This window comes from Cryobacterium ruanii (assembly GCF_004404055.1).
Taxonomy (GTDB): domain Bacteria; phylum Actinomycetota; class Actinomycetes; order Actinomycetales; family Microbacteriaceae; genus Cryobacterium; species Cryobacterium ruanii.
On record NZ_SOHK01000017.1, the window covers coordinates 238,835 to 255,762 of the forward strand.

The following is a 16,928-nucleotide window of genomic DNA, read 5'->3' on the forward strand; positions in this document are numbered from 1 at the left end:
ACATGGCGAAGAAGAGCATGATTGCCAAGAACAACCAGCGCAAGGTCATCGTCGAGCGCTACGCGGTCAAACGCCTTGAGCTCAAGAAGGCCCTCGTGGACCCGGCCGGCACCGATGAGTCGCGTGAAGCAGCTCGCAAGGGCCTGCAGAAGCTGCCGCGCAACGCGAGCCCGGTGCGCCTGCGCAACCGCGACGCCGTTGACGGTCGCCCCCGCGGCCACCTCTCCAAGTTCGGCATCTCGCGCGTTCGTTTTCGCGACATGGCGCACCGCGGCGAGCTGCCCGGCATCACCAAGTCCAGCTGGTAACTCCTGCCGGCAGCCGCTGAAGCTCGCGCTTTGACGGCCTGAGAATCACCCAAACGGGATGTCGACTTTGCGTCGGCATCCCGTTTTGTGTTCGCCCGGTGTTCGTCGCTGGTTCGCGGAGAGCGAAAATCGAGTGCCTGCGGGGGTGAAATTGTCCTGAAATGGCCCAAAAACGCCGTAGATCCGGGGAATTTGGCGGATCAATGCTAGATTTCAACTCGGTCGAACCGACCAGCGGGGCTTCTCTCTCGAGGAACATCCGCATTACGAATATCGCTGTTTACACAGACAAAGGTCCGAGGAGGACACTCAATGGCTGACAAGTCGCTGAACAAGACCGAGCTCGTTGCCAAGGTTGCTGCTGACTCCGGACAGAGCCAGGCCGCCGTTGACGGCGTTCTGAACGCATTCTTTGCAACCCTGGCCGAGACCGTTGCCGCCGACGGCAAGGTCACCATCCCGGGATGGTTGGGCGTCGAGCGCACCGCAACAGCAGCGCGCACCGGCCGCAACCCGCAGACCGGCGCAGAGATCGCCATCGCCGCCGGCCACCGCGTCAAGCTGACCGCCGGAAGCAAGCTCAAGGCTGCCGCCAAGTAGCTCTTGCACTAAAAAAGGGCGGCGACCACGGTCGGCGCCCTTTTTGGCGCCCCGGAGCATCCGTCTGGCGTTCGGCCGTGAATCTATGAGCGCTCGAACGGGTCAAAACTCACGGCTCAGCGAGGGTTCGGGCCTGCGCGCAGCGCCCGGCGCGACGGATGCCCAGGGATGGGAGAATAAGCTGGACGGGTGCCCCGTCTCGTCCGCGTTCTCGGACCGGCAGCCCTGCTGCTGGTCGCAGTGCTGTCCACCCTTGTTGCCTTGGCCTATGGCGGTGGCGCCTCGGCCCAACTGCTCGCCGACCCCGGGCCGGTGGTGCGTTGGGGACTGCCGATCGCCAAGCTCGTGGTCAACGTCGCGGCGGCCGGCACGATCGGTGCCCTCGTGCTCACGCTGTTCGCGCTCAGCCCGAAGGAACGTGAGTTCGGCACCGCCCTGGACTTCGCCGCGGCGTCGGCTGCGCTGTTTGCCGTTGCATCCGCTCTGACGGGTTTTCTGACCTTTTTGCAGGTCACCAACGTGCCCTTCGGCGTCAGTGACCAGTTCAGCGCCACGGTCGGGCAGTTCTTCAGCCAGATCGAGCTCGGGCAGGCCTGGCTCGCGACCACCCTGATCGCCGCTGGCGTCACCGTGCTGTGCTTCGCCGTGCGCAACCAGACCGCGTTGGTCTTCGTGACCGTGCTGGCCCTGACCGCCCTGCTACCCATGGCCCAGCAGGGCCACTCGGCCGGCGCTGCCGGGCACAACGCCGCGATCACCGCCCTCGGCCTGCACCTCGTCTTCGCAGCGATCTGGCTCGGCGGCCTGCTCACCATCATTGTGCTTCGCACCCAGCTTGACGGCGAACGCATCCGCCGGGTGATCGGGCGGTATTCCTCGCTCGCGCTGGTCTCGTTCATCGTCGTGGCGGCGTCCGGCTATGTTAACGCCGAGCTGCGCATCGGTAGCGGGGACAACCTGTTCAGCCCCTATGGCGTCCTCGTGCTGGTCAAGGCCGTTGCCCTCATCGTCCTGGGCGCCTTCGGGGTTTTCCAACGACAGTTTTTCATCAAGCGGATGCGGCGGGTCGAGCCAGGCCGCGGCCGCTGGTTCTGGTGGCTCGTCGTGACCGAGCTCGGCTTCATGGGCCTCGCCTCGGGCGTGGCTGCCGCGCTCGCCCGCACGGCCACGCCGGTGGCCCAGGTGGTCGCGACCGAAATTCCGCAGTCCACGCCGGCGCAGATTCTCACCGGAGAGCTCCTGCCGTCCGAGCTGACCTTCTCGCGGTACTTCACCGAATGGAACTTTGACCTCGCCTGGATTCTGTTCTGCGCCTTCGGCATCTTCTTCTATCTTGCCGGCGTCTGGCGGCTGCGACGCCGCGGCGACGCGTGGCCGATCTACCGCAGCGTGCTCTGGGTTTTGGGCATGCTCACCCTGTTCTACATCACCAACGGCGGCGTGAACGTCTACGAGAAGTACCTGTTCTCCACCCACATGCTCATGCATATGATGCTGACCATGCTCGTGCCGCTGATGCTCGTGCCCGGCGCCCCGGTGACCCTCGCCGCGCGGGCCATCGCCAAGCGACAAGACGGCAGTCGCGGGGCGCGCGAGTGGATCCTCACCGCGGTGCACTCGCGCTTCGCCGGCATCGTGGCCAATCCGATCGTCGCGGCCATTTTGTTCGGCGTGTCGCTCTGGGTGTTCTATTACACCCCCATCTTCAGCTGGGCGACGACCGACCACATCGGCCACCAGTGGATGATCGTGCACTTTCTGATCTCCGGCTACCTGTTCGTGCAGTCCCTGATCGGCATCGACCCGGTGCCGTTCCGGCTGCCATACGCTTTCCGCCTGCTGCTGTTGCTCGTGACGATGGCATTCCACGCCTTCTTCGGCCTCGCCCTGATGAGCGGAACCGGGCTGCTTCTGGCCGACTGGTACGGCGCGATGGGCCGCACCTGGGGACTCTCGGCCATCGCCGACCAGCAGATGGGCGGCGGCGTCGCCTGGGGAATCGGCGAACTGCCGACCTTCGTGCTGGCCGTCGTGGTGGCAATCCAGTGGAGCCGCGACGACACCAAGGTCACCAGGCGACTCGATCGCAAGGCCGACCGCAACGAGGACGCCGAGCTGGTCGCGTACAACGCGAACCTAGCCCGAATCGCTCAGCGCGACGCGCAGACCCCGAGCGAGTAGGGTCCACCGTAGCGAGGTCAGCGGCGGCCGGAGCTATTAGTGCAGCTGGATGGCGAGGGCTCCGCTGGGCTGCACGACAACGCTGAGCCCCATCGTGAATGGCACGTCCTCGTTGCGGATACTGATGTCGCCGTCGAACAGCGACTGCACTTCGACCACGATATGGGCCTGCCCGGGAGTGGCGACCATCTCGAAGGACAACTCGCCGGCGGTCAGCGCGACGGTGGGGTACGCCGTGATCGACCAGGCCGGTGTGCCCTCGATGCGGTCGTCGATCGGAAAGCTCATCGGGCAGCTGGTCGGTTGCAGCACCGTCTGGGTCGCGCACGCGTCGAGAAACTTATTTAGCTCCGACTGCACCTGGCCCACCATGGCCTCGTTCGGTAGGGCGTCGACCTCGACCGCCGTCGGGCCGGCCGCCGTGACACGTACGGTGGACGTCGTGGCCGTGAGCATGGCCGACTCGTGTTCGAACGTGTAGCGGTTTGGAGCGAAGGCGAGATACGTGGCGGACGTGGAAAAAGTGGTGGGGGCCTCTGCTGCGCTGTGGGCGCGCGTGTCCAGCGTGAGGCCGTTGACCGTGAATGATCGTTCGTGCAGCACCGAGACCTGGAGCACCGCGAGGGGGCTGGCCGTGAACTGCCAGGCGTGGAAAACGCCGGCGAATGTGCCGGCGCGCTCCACGGTGAACGCCATGCTCGACGCTGTGCCGTTCAGGTCGAAGTCGAAGACGACGGTCTGGGCGGTTCCATCGTCGGTGGCTGTTGTGGCGGTCGTGCTCGCGAGTTCGATATTGTCGAGGCCGCCGAGAACGGATGCCCGCAGCAGCGTCTCGGGCAGATCGTGCGCCGCCTCGTCGGTCTGCCCCCAGGCCGCGAGGTCAGCCCGGGTGGGCCTGACGCCGCCGAGGGCGAGGGCACCGACGGTGTCGCCGCGGGCGAGGGCGTCGAGGTACTGCTCGACAAAGCCGCCGGCGCTGTACACCGTGCGATTGAGGGCTCCGATCGTGCCCACGAGGCCAGCCACGAGGAGCGCGGTGACCACCACGATGGCGAGAACGGCCCGGAGCATTCTGCCGCGGCGCCCGTTCGCCCGTTGCTGTTCGGCCGGAATGGTCACTTGAATATTGTATGGGGGGTGCGTCAGTCAGGGGGCCAGCCCTCGGTATCGCCCCCTCGCGGGCCGGCGGCAGTTACAGTTGGATGTCCCCTGTGCAGATAACACCTGTGCCGATAACAGTGTTCAGCATTCGTCCGCGAGAGAAAGTGTGCCGTGTCCGAGATTCCGCTCAGCCGTGAACAGGCACTGGTCTTCGCGGCCGTCGAGGGGACGAAGCAGAACGTGTTCGTCACTGGCCGGGCCGGAACGGGTAAGTCCACCCTGCTGAACCACCTGTCGTGGAACACGAGCAAGCAGATCGTGATCGCCGCTCCGACCGGAGTTGCCGCGCTGAACGTGGGCGGGCAGACCATTCACTCGCTCTTTCGCCTGCCGATCGGAGTGATCGCCGATAGCCCGATCGACCAGAACGACCAAGTACGCAAGCTCCTGAACACCATCGACACCCTCGTTATCGACGAGGTCTCGATGGTCAACGCCGACCTGATGGACGCGATCGACCGCAGCCTGCGTCAGGCCCGGCAGCGGCCGTTCGACGTGTTCGGCGGGGTGCAGATCGTGCTGTTCGGCGACCCGTACCAGCTGGCCCCGGTGCCGGGTGGCCCCGACGAGCGCGCCTATTTCGCTGATCACTACCGGTCTATGTGGTTTTTCGATGCGAAGGTTTGGCGTGACGCTGAACTGCGTATCTTCGAGCTGACCGAGATTCACCGTCAGCGCGACAATGACTTCAAGCTCATGCTCAACGCCGTGCGCCACGGGCAGGTCACGCCCGAGATCGGCGGTGCGCTCAACGGCGCCGGTGCGCGAACGCCGCCGAGTGAGGGAGTGATCACTCTCGCGACGCGGAATGATGCTGTAAATCGCATCAACGCATCCGCTTTGAAGAAGTTGTCGGGCAAATCCCTCACCGCGAAAGCAGACATCACCGGGGATTTCGGTGGCAGGCAATTTCCGGCTGACGAAGTGCTCGAGCTGAAGGTGGGCGCGCAGGTGATGTTTCTGCGCAACGATTCACCACTCGACGGCGGTCCGCGCTGGGTGAACGGCAGTATCGGCACGGTGACGAAGGTCACCTCAACCGTGTTCGTCGACATCGACGGTGAGGTGCACGAGGTCGAGCCCACCGTCTGGGAAAAGTACAAGTACACCTACAACGCCGCGACCAAAAAACTGAGCCGGGACGTCGTGGCGGAATTCACGCAGTTTCCGCTGCGGTTGGCCTGGGCGGTGACCATTCATAAGTCGCAGGGAGCCACCTACGAGCGGGCCGTCGTCGATCTCGGCGCACGGGTGTTCAGCCCCGGCCAGACCTACGTGGCGCTGAGCCGGCTGACGAGCCTGGACGGGCTCTACCTGACCCGCCCGCTGCGACCGAGCGACATCATGGTCGACGAGAACGTCAAACGGTTCATGAACATTGAGGTCGTGCCGCCGGTGACCGACTTGGCGGGGTTGGACACGTCGGGGCTGGACACGTCGGGGTGAGTGCGACCGACGCGGCCTGATCGTTCTGCGCGGGACTCTAGTGTGACCGGTGGCCGCCGGAGTCTGGCACGGTGACCTCCGTCACTCCGTGCGAACCATGCGGCACCGCGTGGGAGCCGACCTCGGTGGCGGCGAGGGCGGGAGTGGTGAGCGCCGAAAGCAGAAAGCCTCCGACGACGAGGCCGGTGAGAAAACGCCAGCCCCCGGGTGTGGCGGCACGCGGCACGGCGGTACCGGCGGGTGTAAGAATCCCGTTCGGTGCGCGCCGCAGCGCGATAGCCACCGTAGCGGCCAGGAACATGCTGAACAGCGATGCCACGGCCATCGGGTACAACGGCAGTCCGGTCTGCGCGCTCGTGACACCGAGCCCGCTGCCCAGGGCAGCGGTAGCGCCCCAGATGTAGACGGGAATGAGAGCTGCGCCCACGACGATGCGGGGGGTGATCACGCGGCCCGCGGCGAGGGTCGCGATTCCCCAGCCGAGTTCAGCGATGCCGAACCCGACCAGGAGAACCGAGAGGGGAAACGGAGCGGTCACGCCCACAGCCAGATGGATGAGGGCGGCGCCGAGTGCGGCGAAGCCGAGCCAGGTGCGAAGGACCGGGGACATGATGCTCCTTGGTTGATCTGTTGCTGCGAAGGGACGGAGCGGGGTACTGCGCTTAGACCGTCGCGTGGTTGCGAACAGTCTTGTCAGCGGTGAGGCCGACCCCGAGGAGCACGATCGCGCTGGCGAGGTGCAGGAAGTGGTCAGCGGTGTTGAGCGCCAGGATGTTGAGCGAGGTGCTCGCGATGAAGAATCCGACGATGCCGAGGAGTAAGTACACGGAGCCGATCGTGGTGTTGGTGGCCTTGGCCGCCATGGCGTTGGACAGTCCGGCGATGAGCAGGGCGGCTCCGATCAGGAGGTGCGCGACGTTGTGCAACGGGTTGACCTCAAAGATGCCGAGAAGTAATCCGCCCTCTGTGGCGATGAAGCCGACACTGCCGGTGACGGCAAAGCCGAGCAATCCAACGAGAACGTAGACCGAGCCGAAGACGGTGGCGATCAGGCGATTGGGTGATGTGCGCATTTCAGGTGCCTCCTAGGTGATTCACGGCAAACCCGTGGTCGCTATACATTCGGAGCTACACCTGCTTCGGATTGGTGCTAACCGTGGCGTTAATCTTGTTATTTTGGTCAATCTTGAATGGCGGAGAACAAAACAGCGCGCCACCCGGAAGGGGTGGCGCGCTGTTTTTCGTGGTGGGGGATCGGGTCAGGCCTTGCGGCGGTTCGTGATCGCGCCATAGATGAGGAGCACGATGAGCGATCCGACGATCGCGAGGATCCAAGTCGTCAAGGAGAAGAACTCGCCCAGGTTGACGTTGAACAGGAGCCCACCCAGCCATCCGCCAAGGAAAGCTCCGATGACTCCGAGCAGCAGGGTGATGAACCAGCCTCCGCCTTGCCTGCCGGGCAGGATCGCCTTGGCGATGGCGCCGGCAATGAGACCGAGTAAGAGGAATCCGAGGAAACTCATGAGACTGCCTTTCAGTAGACGTACACGAAGCGGGGGGTGCCGTTCGCGTGAACGTACTCATGTGCTTGCTTCTCGTCAATGACGCAAAATCAACGATTTGTCAACATTCCCGAACAGTGGCTGCAGGTCAGCGACTTCGCTCTGTGCTGGCTATGAAACGCTCAGTCGAGCCAATAGTCATCATCGATAGAGGTCGGTCCGACGATCGATGATTCTGCGTTGGTGTTGGACAGGTCTTGTTCGACAACGGTTTCGAGTTTCACCACCGAGCAGGCCGTGATCAGCAGGGACACGTGCGACTGCACAGAGCTGACGATATCCACGAAGCCACCGCCACTGTGTACGGCGGCGGCCAAGGTCGCCTTCAAATCTGCAATGTTGTATTCGTTCGACAGGTAGTACCAGTCATCGTTGATGGTCAACCGATAGCTCTGCATTACTTGATCCATTTCATTGCGGTGAGCTCATGGGCGCACGGGGCTGCGAGCCCTTAATGGGGACACGGATTCACCGATCATTAAATATACGGCAAGTAACTCACAAATCTAACTATTTAGATCGTGAGAAACTTGAGAAATTGATCGCTTGTTACACTGGCAAAACGGAAAGCCCTGATCGGGCAATAACACGGACCTGCAGCGCGGGAAATCAGTAACGACCAGAGGTCAGGAACGTATGGACGACGCAAACAACTTGGTACGCACCCAGGAACGCCTGTCGGTACCGGCCCTCGCTTTCCTCCGAGCAATGGACCACAACCGCAGTCGAGTTGCGGCCGAGATCGGCGTTTCCATCAGTGAATTGCGGGCCCTGTCCCGGGTAGCCGAAGCTGGCAGCATCACCCCGAAGTTACTCGCCGAGGCTCTGGAGATGACTACGGGCGCCGTAACCGCGATTTCCAGTCATCTCGTGGAGCTGAACATGCTCACCCGAGTGCCGCACCCGCACGACCGACGTAGTCTCCTGCTGGAATTAACCCCGGCAGCGCAAAAAACTGCGGCGAGAATCCAAGACGATTTTCAAGTGCTGTTCGCTCATGCCGCCCGCAACGTGACGCCGGAAGACCAAGTTCGGCTCGGGTCGTTGTTGACCTCGATGGCAGTCCTCATCGCATCGGCCTCCGGGGCAAGCCCGGCCGGGCCGACAACGTAGGTACGTCGGCTGAGACGCGCCTAGGGGTAACGAGTGCCTCGAGCGGAGAGAAGAGCTCGGTAGCCCTCTCGGTACGTTGGATAGCTGAAGGTGAAACCAGTGTCCAGCAAGAGCTGGTTGCTGAGGAGCTTGTCGCCGCCGCGCTGGCTTTCGCGGGATTCCGGCTCGTTCGGCGTCGGCTGCATTGTCGGTTTCAGGGTCGGTTCGGGCAGGCCGAGTTCGGTGGCAAGAAAGGTCAATACCTCGTTGGCCGGCACCGGGGCACTGTCGACGCCGAGATAAAGCGGTGCGGGCTGTTCCGGGCGCAGCAGCAGGTGAACGATCGCGGCAGCGGCGTCGTCCCGGTGTATGCGATTGGTGTGGCGCGACTGGGTGGAGAGCTGGGCACCAGCACGTACTTGCTGGATCAGTCGTTCCCGACCGGGGCCGTAGATGCCGGCCAGGCGCAGCACGGTGGCGGCGGGGAGGCGCTGATGGAGCATCCGCTCAGCTTCAAGCACGATGGAATCGGTGCCGGGCTTGGGGTTCGCGGGGGTCTGCTCGTCGACCCGGCTGCCGTCGTTGACGTCGTAGACGGCCGTCGATGACACCAGCAGCACCCGGCGGGGCGTGACGCGGGCCTCGGCGAGGGCGTCAAGCAGGTTGTTCAGGCCGTCGAGGTAGGCGGCGCGGTAGGCGGTGATGGTGGGGCTGCCGGCAGAGATGGCGATGACGACGAACTCGGTATCGCCCGGAATGGTGGGCTTCTCAATGCTGAGGTCGACGGATTGGCCAGAGATTTCGGCGGGGAGCAGGCTCGCGGTGCGGCGCAACCCGACCACCGGATGCCCTAGTCGCGCGAACCGCAGGCCTACCTCGGTGCCGAGGTCGCCGCATCCGGCAATCAGAATCGTCATCTGTCTCCCTGCTTGACTCCACGGTATCGGGCGCACCATGACTGTTCGCCCGGAGCCCGTCTGACACCTGGCCGGTAACATGAAGCTATGCCTATTATCCCTGATACGTCTGACTGGACCTGGGTGCTCGAACGCCCGTGCCCCGCCTGTGGATTTCGGGCGAGCGCGGTGCTCTTCGAGGATCTGCCGGGCCTGGTTCGCGAGAACGCCGCCGCCTGGACTGCCGTTTTGGCGCGAACCGACGCGGCGGTGCGCCCGAACGACCACACCTGGTCGAGCCTCGAATACGCGGCCCACGTGCGCGATGTCTGTCTCCTGTTCGATAGGCGCTTGCACGCCGCGCTCGACGAAGACAACCCGCTGCTGGCGAACTGGGACCAGGACGCGACGGCGATCGCAGAGCGCTACGACCTGCAGGATACGCACAGCGTGGGCCGCGAGCTCATGGCAGCCGCATCCAGCGTCGCCGAGAGCTTTGCGGCCGTACCAACGGATGCCCGCCAGCGCACCGTTCGCCGCAGCGACGGTGCGTCGTTCACCGTGGTCACGCTCGGGGCGTACTTTCTGCATGACATCGTGCATCACCGGCACGACGTGGGTGCCGACTGAATCCGTCGTCGACTTGACGCTTTTGTAGGGTCGGGGGTGGGCAACACCATACGAAGTGGTCCAGCCAGCATGCGACCGGAGCTTTTATCTGGAGCGGATGACGGGAATCGAACCCGCGCTATCAGCTTGGGAAGCTGAAGTTCTACCATTGAACTACATCCGCGCGCCCGACCATGGATGAACAACAATCGGAACCGTGCCAGCATATCAACCCCGCGCCGCTAGGCTGGCACAGTGCTGCTCTCAGATCGCGATATCAAGGCTCAACTCGACGCTGGACGTATCGGTTTGGAGCCGCTCGACCCCACCATGATTCAGCCGTCCAGCATCGACGTGCGCCTCGACCGTCTGTTTCGGCTGTTCGACAACCACAAGTACGCCTACATCGATCCGGCCGAAGACCAGCCCGAGCTGACCCATCTCATCGAGACCAAAACCGACGAGCCGTTCATCTTGCACCCGGGCGAGTTCGTACTCGGTGCCACGTACGAGCAGGTCACCCTGCCGGACAATGTGGCAGCCAGGCTCGAGGGCAAGAGCTCGCTCGGTCGCCTCGGCCTGCTCACCCACTCCACGGCCGGTTTCATCGACCCCGGGTTCTCGGGCCACGTCACGCTCGAGCTCAGCAACGTCGCGACGCTACCGATCAAGCTGTGGCCCGGAATGAAGATTGGCCAGCTGTGCTTCTTTCAACTCAGCTCCCCGGCCGAGAAGCCGTATGGCTCGAGCGAGTACGGCTCCCGCTACCAGGGTCAGCGCGGCCCGACGGCCTCGCGCTCGTTTCAAAATTTTCATCGCACCGCGATCGATCGGTAGCCGCAGCGTTCACTGAGCACGCGGATACTGGTGAGAAACCCGTTCGTAACGTGAGGTCGGGTAAAATTTGAATATGACTTTCTTGCCCGTCCGATTCGACCAGGCGCTCGTCGCGCATGGCCCCACGCCGGAATATCCCGGGCGCATGCATCGCTTCGGCCAGATGGTGGGCTCGTGGGCCGCGAAGGGGTCGCGACTGGACGAAGAAACCGGCGAGTGGGTGGAACGAGACTTCGTCTGGATGGTCGAGTTCATCCTGGATGGCCGCGCCGTGCAGGACATTGAGGTCATTGCCAACTCGGCGAACCCCTCGGGATTTGAAACCGTTGCCACGACGGTGCGTGTCTACGACCCCTTCGCTGGCGCCTGGCGCGTGAGCTACTTCGCCCCCAAAATGGGCGAGTACTGCCACCTGATTGCCACTCCTTATCGTCACGGAGTGCGGCAGGAGGGCACTCGCACCGACGGGTGCCCCATCCGATGGAACTTCACCGCCATCACGCCCGATAGCTACAAGTGGGAAGGCTGGGTCTCGGCCGATGAGGGTGCGACCTGGCAACTCATTGAACACAACGAGGCCACCCGCATCCGCACATAAAACGGATGCCGCTGGCCTCGTCGAGGCTGGCGCTTACAGTTTGAAGGCGAAGCCCAAGTCGGCGGGGTAGTCGCCGAGGGCAGTGAGGTTCGTGGCCGCCGCCTGAAGTGCCGCGAGGGTGAGGCCGAGAGTTTTGGGGCCGAAGCTCACCCGGGAGACGCCCAGCTCGGCCAGCCGCTTCAACGGCACGAGGCCCGGAGCACCAATGACGGAGATGCGACCGTTGACCTGGTCGATCGCGCGCGAGACCTTGTCTTCGTCACTGAGGCCGAGGAAGAAGATGACGTCGGCGCCGGCGCCCAGGTAAGCATTGGCGCGGACGACGGCTTCGTCCCAGTCGCCGCCGCCGGCGAGGGTATCGACGCGGGCGTTGATCACCAGGGGAATGCCGCTCTGGTCGGCTCCGGCGCGGGCCGCGGCAACCCGCGCGGTCGCGGTTTCGATGTCGAACTGCGGGGCCTTCGAGGCGCCGATTGAGTCTTCGATGTTGATACCGACGATGCCGGATTCCTCGATGAGCCGCCGCACGTTGCGGGTCACGCCGACAGCATCCGGGGCGTAGCCCTTTTCAAAGTCGGCCGATACCGGCAGATCGACCGCGCTGGCGATAATCGTGGCGGCGATAATGGCCTCCTCGAGCGAGAGACCCTCGCCGTCTTGCAGACCTCGCACGTTGGAGATGGAGTGGCTCGCGGTGGCGAGGGCTTTGACCCCGGGGGCGTCGGCCACGATCTTGGCGGTGATGGCATCCCACACGTTGGTCACGATGAGAGGATCACCGGGCACGTGCAGCGAGTTGAAAAGTTCGGCCTTCTGGAGCTGAGTCAGTGTCATGCGCCTAAGTCTGTCCGGCCCGCGCTCGGGAAGCGACCAGACATTCCTATTTCAGTGAATGCACAGGCAGTACTCAGACTCCAGGGAGGTCAGGCGATCTTCTGCTGCTTGGCGGCGACCGGGATGAGCAGCAGCAAGCCGACGAGCAGAACGAGCATGATGCCAAGAATGCCCCAATAGGTTTCACCAAAGATCGTGACCGAGAGGGCGAAAGCAGTGGGTGCCAGAAAGCTCACGGAGCGTCCGGTCGTGGCGTAGAGGCCGAAGACCTCACCCTCGCGGCCCGCCGGGATGAGCCGGGCCAAAAAGGTGCGGCTGGCCGATTGAGCTGGCCCGACGAAGAGGCACAGGGCGAGGCCGGCGGTCCAGAACACGATTTGTCCGCCGTCGTGCAGGAAGAACACCACCAGGCCGCTCATGAGAAGTCCCGCCAGCGCGGTCAGGATCACCGGTTTGGCACCGAGTCGATCGTCGAGCACGCCCACACCCATCGTTGCCACGCCGGCGACCACGTTGGCGGCGATGGCGAAGATGATGACCTCGCCCGGCGAAAATCCGAAGACGGATGCTGCCAGCACGCCCCCAAAGGTAAAGACGCCGGCCAGCCCGTCGCGGAAAACCGCGCTCGCCAGGAGGAAGTAGACCGTGGGCCGGCTGGTCTTCCAGAGCCGGGCGATGTCGTGGCCGAGAACGGCGTAGCTGCGGAAAAACCCGACCCGTTGACGGCGCTCCGCGGTGGGCGCTCGGTATTCGGGCACTCGCACCAGCACGGGGAGCGCGGACAGCCCAAACCACGCGGCCGCGAGGAGCATCGACACCCGCACGGCAAGGCCGTTCTCACTCGTGACGCCAAACAGCCCCACCTCGGGCGCGATAAAGCCGAAGTACACGATGAGCAGCAACACGATGCCGCCGAGATAGCCCATTCCCCAGCCGAAACCACTTACTTTGCCGATGGTGCCGGGAGTCGATACCTGCGCCAGCATCGCGTTGTAATTGACCCCGGCGAATTCGAAGAATACGTTTCCGGCAGCCACCAAGAATAGGCCGAGCACCAGGTAGTCGCTGCTCGCCTCAACGAAGAACATGGTCGCGGTGATGGCGACGACCGCGAAGGTATTGACCCCGAGCCAGAACTTGCGGCGCCCGGAGGTGTCGGATCGCTGACCGGTGATCGGTGCCAAGACGGCAATGAGTATGCCGGCGATCGCCAGCGCCCAGCCCAGCTGGGCCGGAATTACGTCCTTATCGCCAAACGCGGAACCCGTGAGGTACACGGTGAAGACAAAGGTCGTTACGACGGCGTTGAACGCCGCCGAGCCCCAATCCCAAAAGGCCCAGGCCACCACGCGGCCACGTGTTGCTGCGGAATCCGCGACTGCGGCGACGGTCTGGATCATGTGCATAATCTACTGCCCACCCGTGGCCAGCGGATGCGGCGCCGGCGTTCCGCGGTTGGGGGCTGCATCCGCTTGCCAGCGCTAGCTTGAGCGAAAGCCCTCCAGATACAGGTTTGCCACGGAATCGCGGGCGATGAGCGTGGTGGGCAGGACCACGATTTCGGTCGGCTGACCCGGGTCGGCAATCTCGGAGAGAAGTCGTTGGACAGCGAGCCGGCCGATTTCTTCGACGGGGCGAGCAATGACGGTAATGCCCGGCACGATGGCGGCCGCCCATTGGCTGTCATCCACTGTGACGAGAGAAATGTCGCGACCGATGGTGAGCCGACGATTGCCCGCCACCTTGAGCACAGCTAGCGCCATGTCATTGTTCGACGTAAAGATGATGGTCGGCGGATTTGGTCGGTCCAGGAGCGATGCCACGGCCGCCTCTGAAGATTTCGGTTCATCTTCGCAAAAAATCCAATGCTGGTCGCTTCGCTTTATCCCGGCATCGAAGGCCCCCCGTAGAAAACCTTCGGTGCGATCAAAAACGGTCGATACCAGTTCGGCCGGCCTCTGGGCCGTGACGTTCTCGACGCTTGCGGCCGAAATGAGAAAACCCAGGCGCTTATGGCCGAGCGAAATTGCGTGGCGCACCGCGTTCTGGGCGCCCGCGAAGTCATCGGTGATGATGGCCGTAAACGGAAGATTATCGAGGCGGCGGTCGATGAGCATAATGGGTCGCCCGCCGAGTTTGGCGGCGCCTAGATGGTCATAATTTTTCGACAGGGATGGCACAACGATCAAGCCATCGACCTGTTTCTCCAGCAGGGTCTCGACGGCCTGGCGCTCTATTTCGGAATCCTCATCGGTATTGGTGATGAGGACCTGGTAGCCGTGCAGCTTAGCCTCGTCGACGATGGCCTTGGTGACCCGGTCGAAAAAAGCGTTCGTGAAGTCGGTGATGATCACCAAGCCGATGGTCTTGGTGATTCCAATGCGCATCGCTCGAGCGAGCTCGTTGGGACGATAGCCGAGTGCCTCGGCCGCCTGTTCTACCCTCTTAATGGTCGCGGGGGCGATCCGCCCGTAGTGGCCAAGGGCGCGTGAGGCGGTGGCGCGAGACACGCCCGCGCGGGTCGCCACGTCAACAATCGTCGGCGAATGAGCGGCCTGCGTGACGTCTTCGTCCGGCAAAATTACCTCGCACTTTCGTGATCGAACCGTTACCCGTCGAACTTGCATAAAGGTTTCCTGCACTGGACTATATATATTACCCAGTTTGCGAGAACGATCTCGCACTGGTGATGTAGTCAAAGGAGACATTCATGAGGCGTTCAATCCGCACGATTGCAGCTGTTGGTGCAATGACGGCTTTCGCACTGACGCTGGCCGGTTGCTCAGGAGCTGCCAGCACCGATTCCACCGATGCCGCCGCAGCGGATGAGATCACAATCGCGTTCGTCATGGGCGCCGAGGCCGACCCCTTTTTCCAGGCCATGAAGGCCGGCGCAGAGGACGAGGCCGCCAAGCTTGGCGTCAAGCTCATCTGGCAGGGCGACCCCGCCAACTATTCGGCCGAAACCCAGATTCCGATCGTGGACGCGGTGTTGGCTCAGCAGCCCGACGGTTTGGTGCTCATCCCTACCGACCCGACCGCCCTCCAGGCGTCGGTGTCCAAGGCCGTGGCCGCGGGTATCCCCGTGGTCAACGTCGACACCCACGTTGAGGACCTTTCCGACGTCGTGTCCTTTATCACGGGCGACAACGCCGACGGTGGCGCCAAGGCAGCCGACGCACTCGCCACTCAAATCGGCTACGAAGACGGCGGCACCTACCAGGTCGTCGTTGGACTCACCAGCGCCACCGCAACCACCAACGTCAGCCGCCTCGACGGCTTCACGGCCCAGATCGAAGCCGAATATCCCGGCATCGAAATTGCCGACGTTGCCTACTCCGAGTCCAACCCGGAAAAGGCCGCAACCAACGTAAACAACTGGTTGACCCGCTTCCCCGACCTGGCCGGCATCTTCGCCATTGACGGCACCAACGCATCGGGTGCCGCCGCCGCGCTCGAGGCCAAGGGCCTCGAAGGCACCGTCGGACTCGTCGGCTACGACGCGTACCCAGACAACGTCGCCAAGATCAAGTCGGGCGTGTTCACCGCGCTCGTCGCTCAGGACCCCGCCGCCGAAGCCCGTCTGGCCATCCAGACCCTCGTTGAGTTCATCAAGACCGGCGAGACGGCGACCGAGCGCGAGGTCGTCATCCCGAACGTCGTGCTCGATTCCAGCACCACCGACGCTGACTTCGCGAAGTACACCTACGTCGCGACTAAGTAAGACCTCCCCCCGGTAGCTGTAGAAAACGAAGGCAAAACATGACCAGCGTCAGTCAGACAACCGCACAGAGCGCGCAGAAATCCACGCTTTCGTCTCGGCTCTCCTCATTGGGCTCCAACCAGAGCACAATTCTGGTGGGCGTGATGATTATCCTGATCGTTGTCTTCACCGTGCTCGAACCGAAGTTCTTTTCGGTCGCGACGGCGAACAACGTCTTGACGGACTGGGGTTCGGTTGCCCTGATTGCCGTTGGTCAAACCTTTGTTGTGATCAGTGGTGGCATCGACCTGTCGGTCGGTGCCACCATTGGCCTCAGTGGAGTAATTTCGGCCTGGACCATGGCCAACGTGCTGGGCCTGGACCAGACGGTCAAAGGCCAGGATGCCGCTGTTCCGCTGCTACTGGGAACCGTCGTCTCGGTCACCGTCGGACTCCTGGTTGGTCTCGTAAACGCATTTTTGATCAATAAGTTCAAAATCGTTCCCTTTATCGCAACGCTCGCCACCATGGGTGCAGCACTCGGATTCTCAGTCATCCTTTCCAAGGGTGCACCCATCGGCAGCGCTAACGACTTCACCCTGATTACCGCCATGGCGCCCAACTGGAATCCGCTGTCTTGGGCGGTTCTGTTCGTGGCCATCGTTATCGTTGTCCTCGGACTCTTTCTGCACAAGTCACGCTTCGGCCTATACACCTACGCCATTGGCTCGAATGCATTCGCGGCGCGCGCAGCGGGTATCAATGTGGAACGCCACATCACCATGATCTACGCCCTCTCCGGTGCCCTGGCCGGTCTGGCCGGCATGTACGTCTACATCCGTCTTGGCGCCGGGTCTCCCTCGTCGGGGACCGGTCGTGAACTCGACGCCATCGCGGCGGTCGTAATCGGTGGCGCTTCGCTCATGGGCGGCGTTGGCCGCATCATGGGCACCATCCTGGGTGCCCTCATCCTCTTCACTGTGCAGTCGGGCCTCATCATGGTCGGTGTCGCACCCGACTGGAAGAAGGTCGTCGTGGCCGTCCTCATCGCAGCGGCGGTCGCCGCCCAGACCCTGCAGAGCAAGAACGGGAGAAAATAAC

At 63.2% G+C, this 16,928-nt stretch carries 19 protein-coding genes and 1 tRNA gene; 10 read left to right on the forward strand and 10 right to left on the reverse strand.

The genetic code is table 11. The features are described from left to right. The first annotated feature begins 2 nt into the window (after nucleotides 1-2). The 3 genes from rpsN (at nucleotide 3) to E3T47_RS12665 (ending at nucleotide 3,089) form a co-directional block, all read left to right on the forward strand. Nucleotides 3-308 (forward strand): 30S ribosomal protein S14, encoded by a 306-nt coding sequence (gene rpsN, locus E3T47_RS12655; RefSeq protein WP_092110538.1) that lies wholly within the window; start codon nucleotides 3-5, stop codon nucleotides 306-308. 312 nt (nucleotides 309-620) lie between these two features. Beyond that, complete coding sequence (locus tag E3T47_RS12660; RefSeq protein WP_092447981.1) at nucleotides 621-908, forward strand: HU family DNA-binding protein; 288 nt, start codon at nucleotides 621-623, stop codon at nucleotides 906-908. 189 nt (nucleotides 909-1,097) lie between these two features. Beyond that, complete coding sequence (locus tag E3T47_RS12665) at nucleotides 1,098-3,089, forward strand: bifunctional copper resistance protein CopD/cytochrome c oxidase assembly protein (protein ID WP_134556398.1); 1,992 nt, start codon at nucleotides 1,098-1,100, stop codon at nucleotides 3,087-3,089. Between the two features lie 36 nt (nucleotides 3,090-3,125). Here the strand turns inward: E3T47_RS12665 and E3T47_RS12670 are convergent, their stop codons facing one another. Next, nucleotides 3,126-4,208 carry a hypothetical protein gene (locus E3T47_RS12670; protein ID WP_134556399.1) on the reverse strand — a complete coding sequence of 361 codons (1,083 nt, stop codon included), beginning with the start codon at nucleotides 4,206-4,208 and terminating at the stop codon, nucleotides 3,126-3,128. 153 nt (nucleotides 4,209-4,361) lie between these two features. Between E3T47_RS12670 and E3T47_RS12675 the strand changes: the two genes are divergently transcribed. Beyond that, nucleotides 4,362-5,696, forward strand: coding sequence for an ATP-dependent DNA helicase (locus E3T47_RS12675; protein ID WP_134556400.1), 1,335 nt, complete (start codon nucleotides 4,362-4,364; stop codon nucleotides 5,694-5,696). A gap of 37 nt (nucleotides 5,697-5,733) precedes the next feature. Here the strand turns inward: E3T47_RS12675 and E3T47_RS12680 are convergent, their stop codons facing one another. The 4 genes from E3T47_RS12680 to E3T47_RS12695 form a co-directional block, all read right to left on the reverse strand. After that, entirely contained in the window at nucleotides 5,734-6,306 is a 573-nt protein-coding gene (locus E3T47_RS12680; protein WP_134556401.1) for a hypothetical protein, read from the reverse strand. A 52-nt stretch (nucleotides 6,307-6,358) separates the two neighbouring features. After that, nucleotides 6,359-6,769 (reverse strand): DUF4383 domain-containing protein, encoded by a 411-nt coding sequence (locus E3T47_RS12685; protein WP_134556402.1) that lies wholly within the window; start codon nucleotides 6,767-6,769, stop codon nucleotides 6,359-6,361. A gap of 186 nt (nucleotides 6,770-6,955) precedes the next feature. Then, the gene (locus E3T47_RS12690) at nucleotides 6,956-7,219 is read right to left on the reverse strand and encodes a GlsB/YeaQ/YmgE family stress response membrane protein (protein ID WP_134501983.1); all 264 of its coding nucleotides are present in this window, start codon (nucleotides 7,217-7,219) and stop codon (nucleotides 6,956-6,958) included. 161 nt (nucleotides 7,220-7,380) lie between these two features. After that, nucleotides 7,381-7,656: a hypothetical protein gene (locus E3T47_RS12695; RefSeq protein ID WP_134556403.1), complete on the reverse strand. Its 276-nt coding sequence runs from the start codon at nucleotides 7,654-7,656 to the stop codon at nucleotides 7,381-7,383. A 238-nt stretch (nucleotides 7,657-7,894) separates the two neighbouring features. Here E3T47_RS12695 and E3T47_RS12700 point away from each other — a divergent pair, with 238 nt between their 5' ends. After that, nucleotides 7,895-8,371, forward strand: coding sequence for a MarR family winged helix-turn-helix transcriptional regulator (locus E3T47_RS12700; protein ID WP_134556404.1), 477 nt, complete (start codon nucleotides 7,895-7,897; stop codon nucleotides 8,369-8,371). Nucleotides 8,372-8,391: 20 nt separating this feature from the next. Here E3T47_RS12700 and E3T47_RS12705 read toward each other — a convergent pair whose 3' ends face one another. Continuing rightward, complete coding sequence (locus E3T47_RS12705) at nucleotides 8,392-9,267, reverse strand: NAD-dependent epimerase/dehydratase family protein (protein ID WP_134556405.1); 876 nt, start codon at nucleotides 9,265-9,267, stop codon at nucleotides 8,392-8,394. An 87-nt stretch (nucleotides 9,268-9,354) separates the two neighbouring features. Between E3T47_RS12705 and E3T47_RS12710 the strand changes: the two genes are divergently transcribed. Continuing rightward, a complete protein-coding gene (locus tag E3T47_RS12710) occupies nucleotides 9,355-9,876 on the forward strand; it encodes a DinB family protein (RefSeq protein WP_134556406.1) in 522 nt (173 codons plus the stop codon). Nucleotides 9,877-9,965: 89 nt separating this feature from the next. On the opposite strand, the gene E3T47_RS12715 is transcribed toward E3T47_RS12710, so the two are convergent. Then, nucleotides 9,966-10,039, reverse strand: a tRNA-Gly gene (locus tag E3T47_RS12715). Nucleotides 10,040-10,110: 71 nt separating this feature from the next. Here E3T47_RS12715 and dcd point away from each other — a divergent pair. Then, nucleotides 10,111-10,692, forward strand: a complete 582-nt coding sequence (gene dcd, locus E3T47_RS12720) for a dCTP deaminase (protein WP_134556407.1) — start codon at nucleotides 10,111-10,113, stop codon at nucleotides 10,690-10,692. A gap of 73 nt (nucleotides 10,693-10,765) precedes the next feature. Further along, nucleotides 10,766-11,290 carry a hypothetical protein gene (locus E3T47_RS12725; protein WP_134556408.1) on the forward strand — a complete coding sequence of 175 codons (525 nt, stop codon included), beginning with the start codon at nucleotides 10,766-10,768 and terminating at the stop codon, nucleotides 11,288-11,290. Between the two features lie 33 nt (nucleotides 11,291-11,323). On the opposite strand, the gene E3T47_RS12730 is transcribed toward E3T47_RS12725, so the two are convergent. The 3 genes from E3T47_RS12730 to E3T47_RS12740 form a co-directional block, all read right to left on the reverse strand. Next, nucleotides 11,324-12,124 (reverse strand): isocitrate lyase/PEP mutase family protein, encoded by an 801-nt coding sequence (locus E3T47_RS12730; protein WP_134556409.1) that lies wholly within the window; start codon nucleotides 12,122-12,124, stop codon nucleotides 11,324-11,326. 89 nt (nucleotides 12,125-12,213) lie between these two features. Beyond that, on the reverse strand, nucleotides 12,214-13,524 hold the full coding sequence (locus tag E3T47_RS12735) for an MFS transporter (protein WP_241982251.1): 1,311 nt from the start codon (nucleotides 13,522-13,524) through the stop codon (nucleotides 12,214-12,216). A gap of 81 nt (nucleotides 13,525-13,605) precedes the next feature. After that, complete coding sequence (locus tag E3T47_RS12740) at nucleotides 13,606-14,832, reverse strand: LacI family DNA-binding transcriptional regulator (RefSeq protein WP_134556411.1); 1,227 nt, start codon at nucleotides 14,830-14,832, stop codon at nucleotides 13,606-13,608. Between the two features lie 2 nt (nucleotides 14,833-14,834). Here E3T47_RS12740 and E3T47_RS12745 point away from each other — a divergent pair, with 2 nt between their 5' ends. Both E3T47_RS12745 and E3T47_RS12750 read left to right on the forward strand, forming a co-directional pair. Then, nucleotides 14,835-15,848 carry a substrate-binding domain-containing protein gene (locus tag E3T47_RS12745; RefSeq protein ID WP_134556412.1) on the forward strand — a complete coding sequence of 338 codons (1,014 nt, stop codon included), beginning with the start codon at nucleotides 14,835-14,837 and terminating at the stop codon, nucleotides 15,846-15,848. 38 nt (nucleotides 15,849-15,886) lie between these two features. Next, nucleotides 15,887-16,927 carry an ABC transporter permease gene (locus E3T47_RS12750; RefSeq protein ID WP_134556413.1) on the forward strand — a complete coding sequence of 347 codons (1,041 nt, stop codon included), beginning with the start codon at nucleotides 15,887-15,889 and terminating at the stop codon, nucleotides 16,925-16,927. The last annotated feature ends 1 nt before the right edge of the window (nucleotide 16,928 follow it).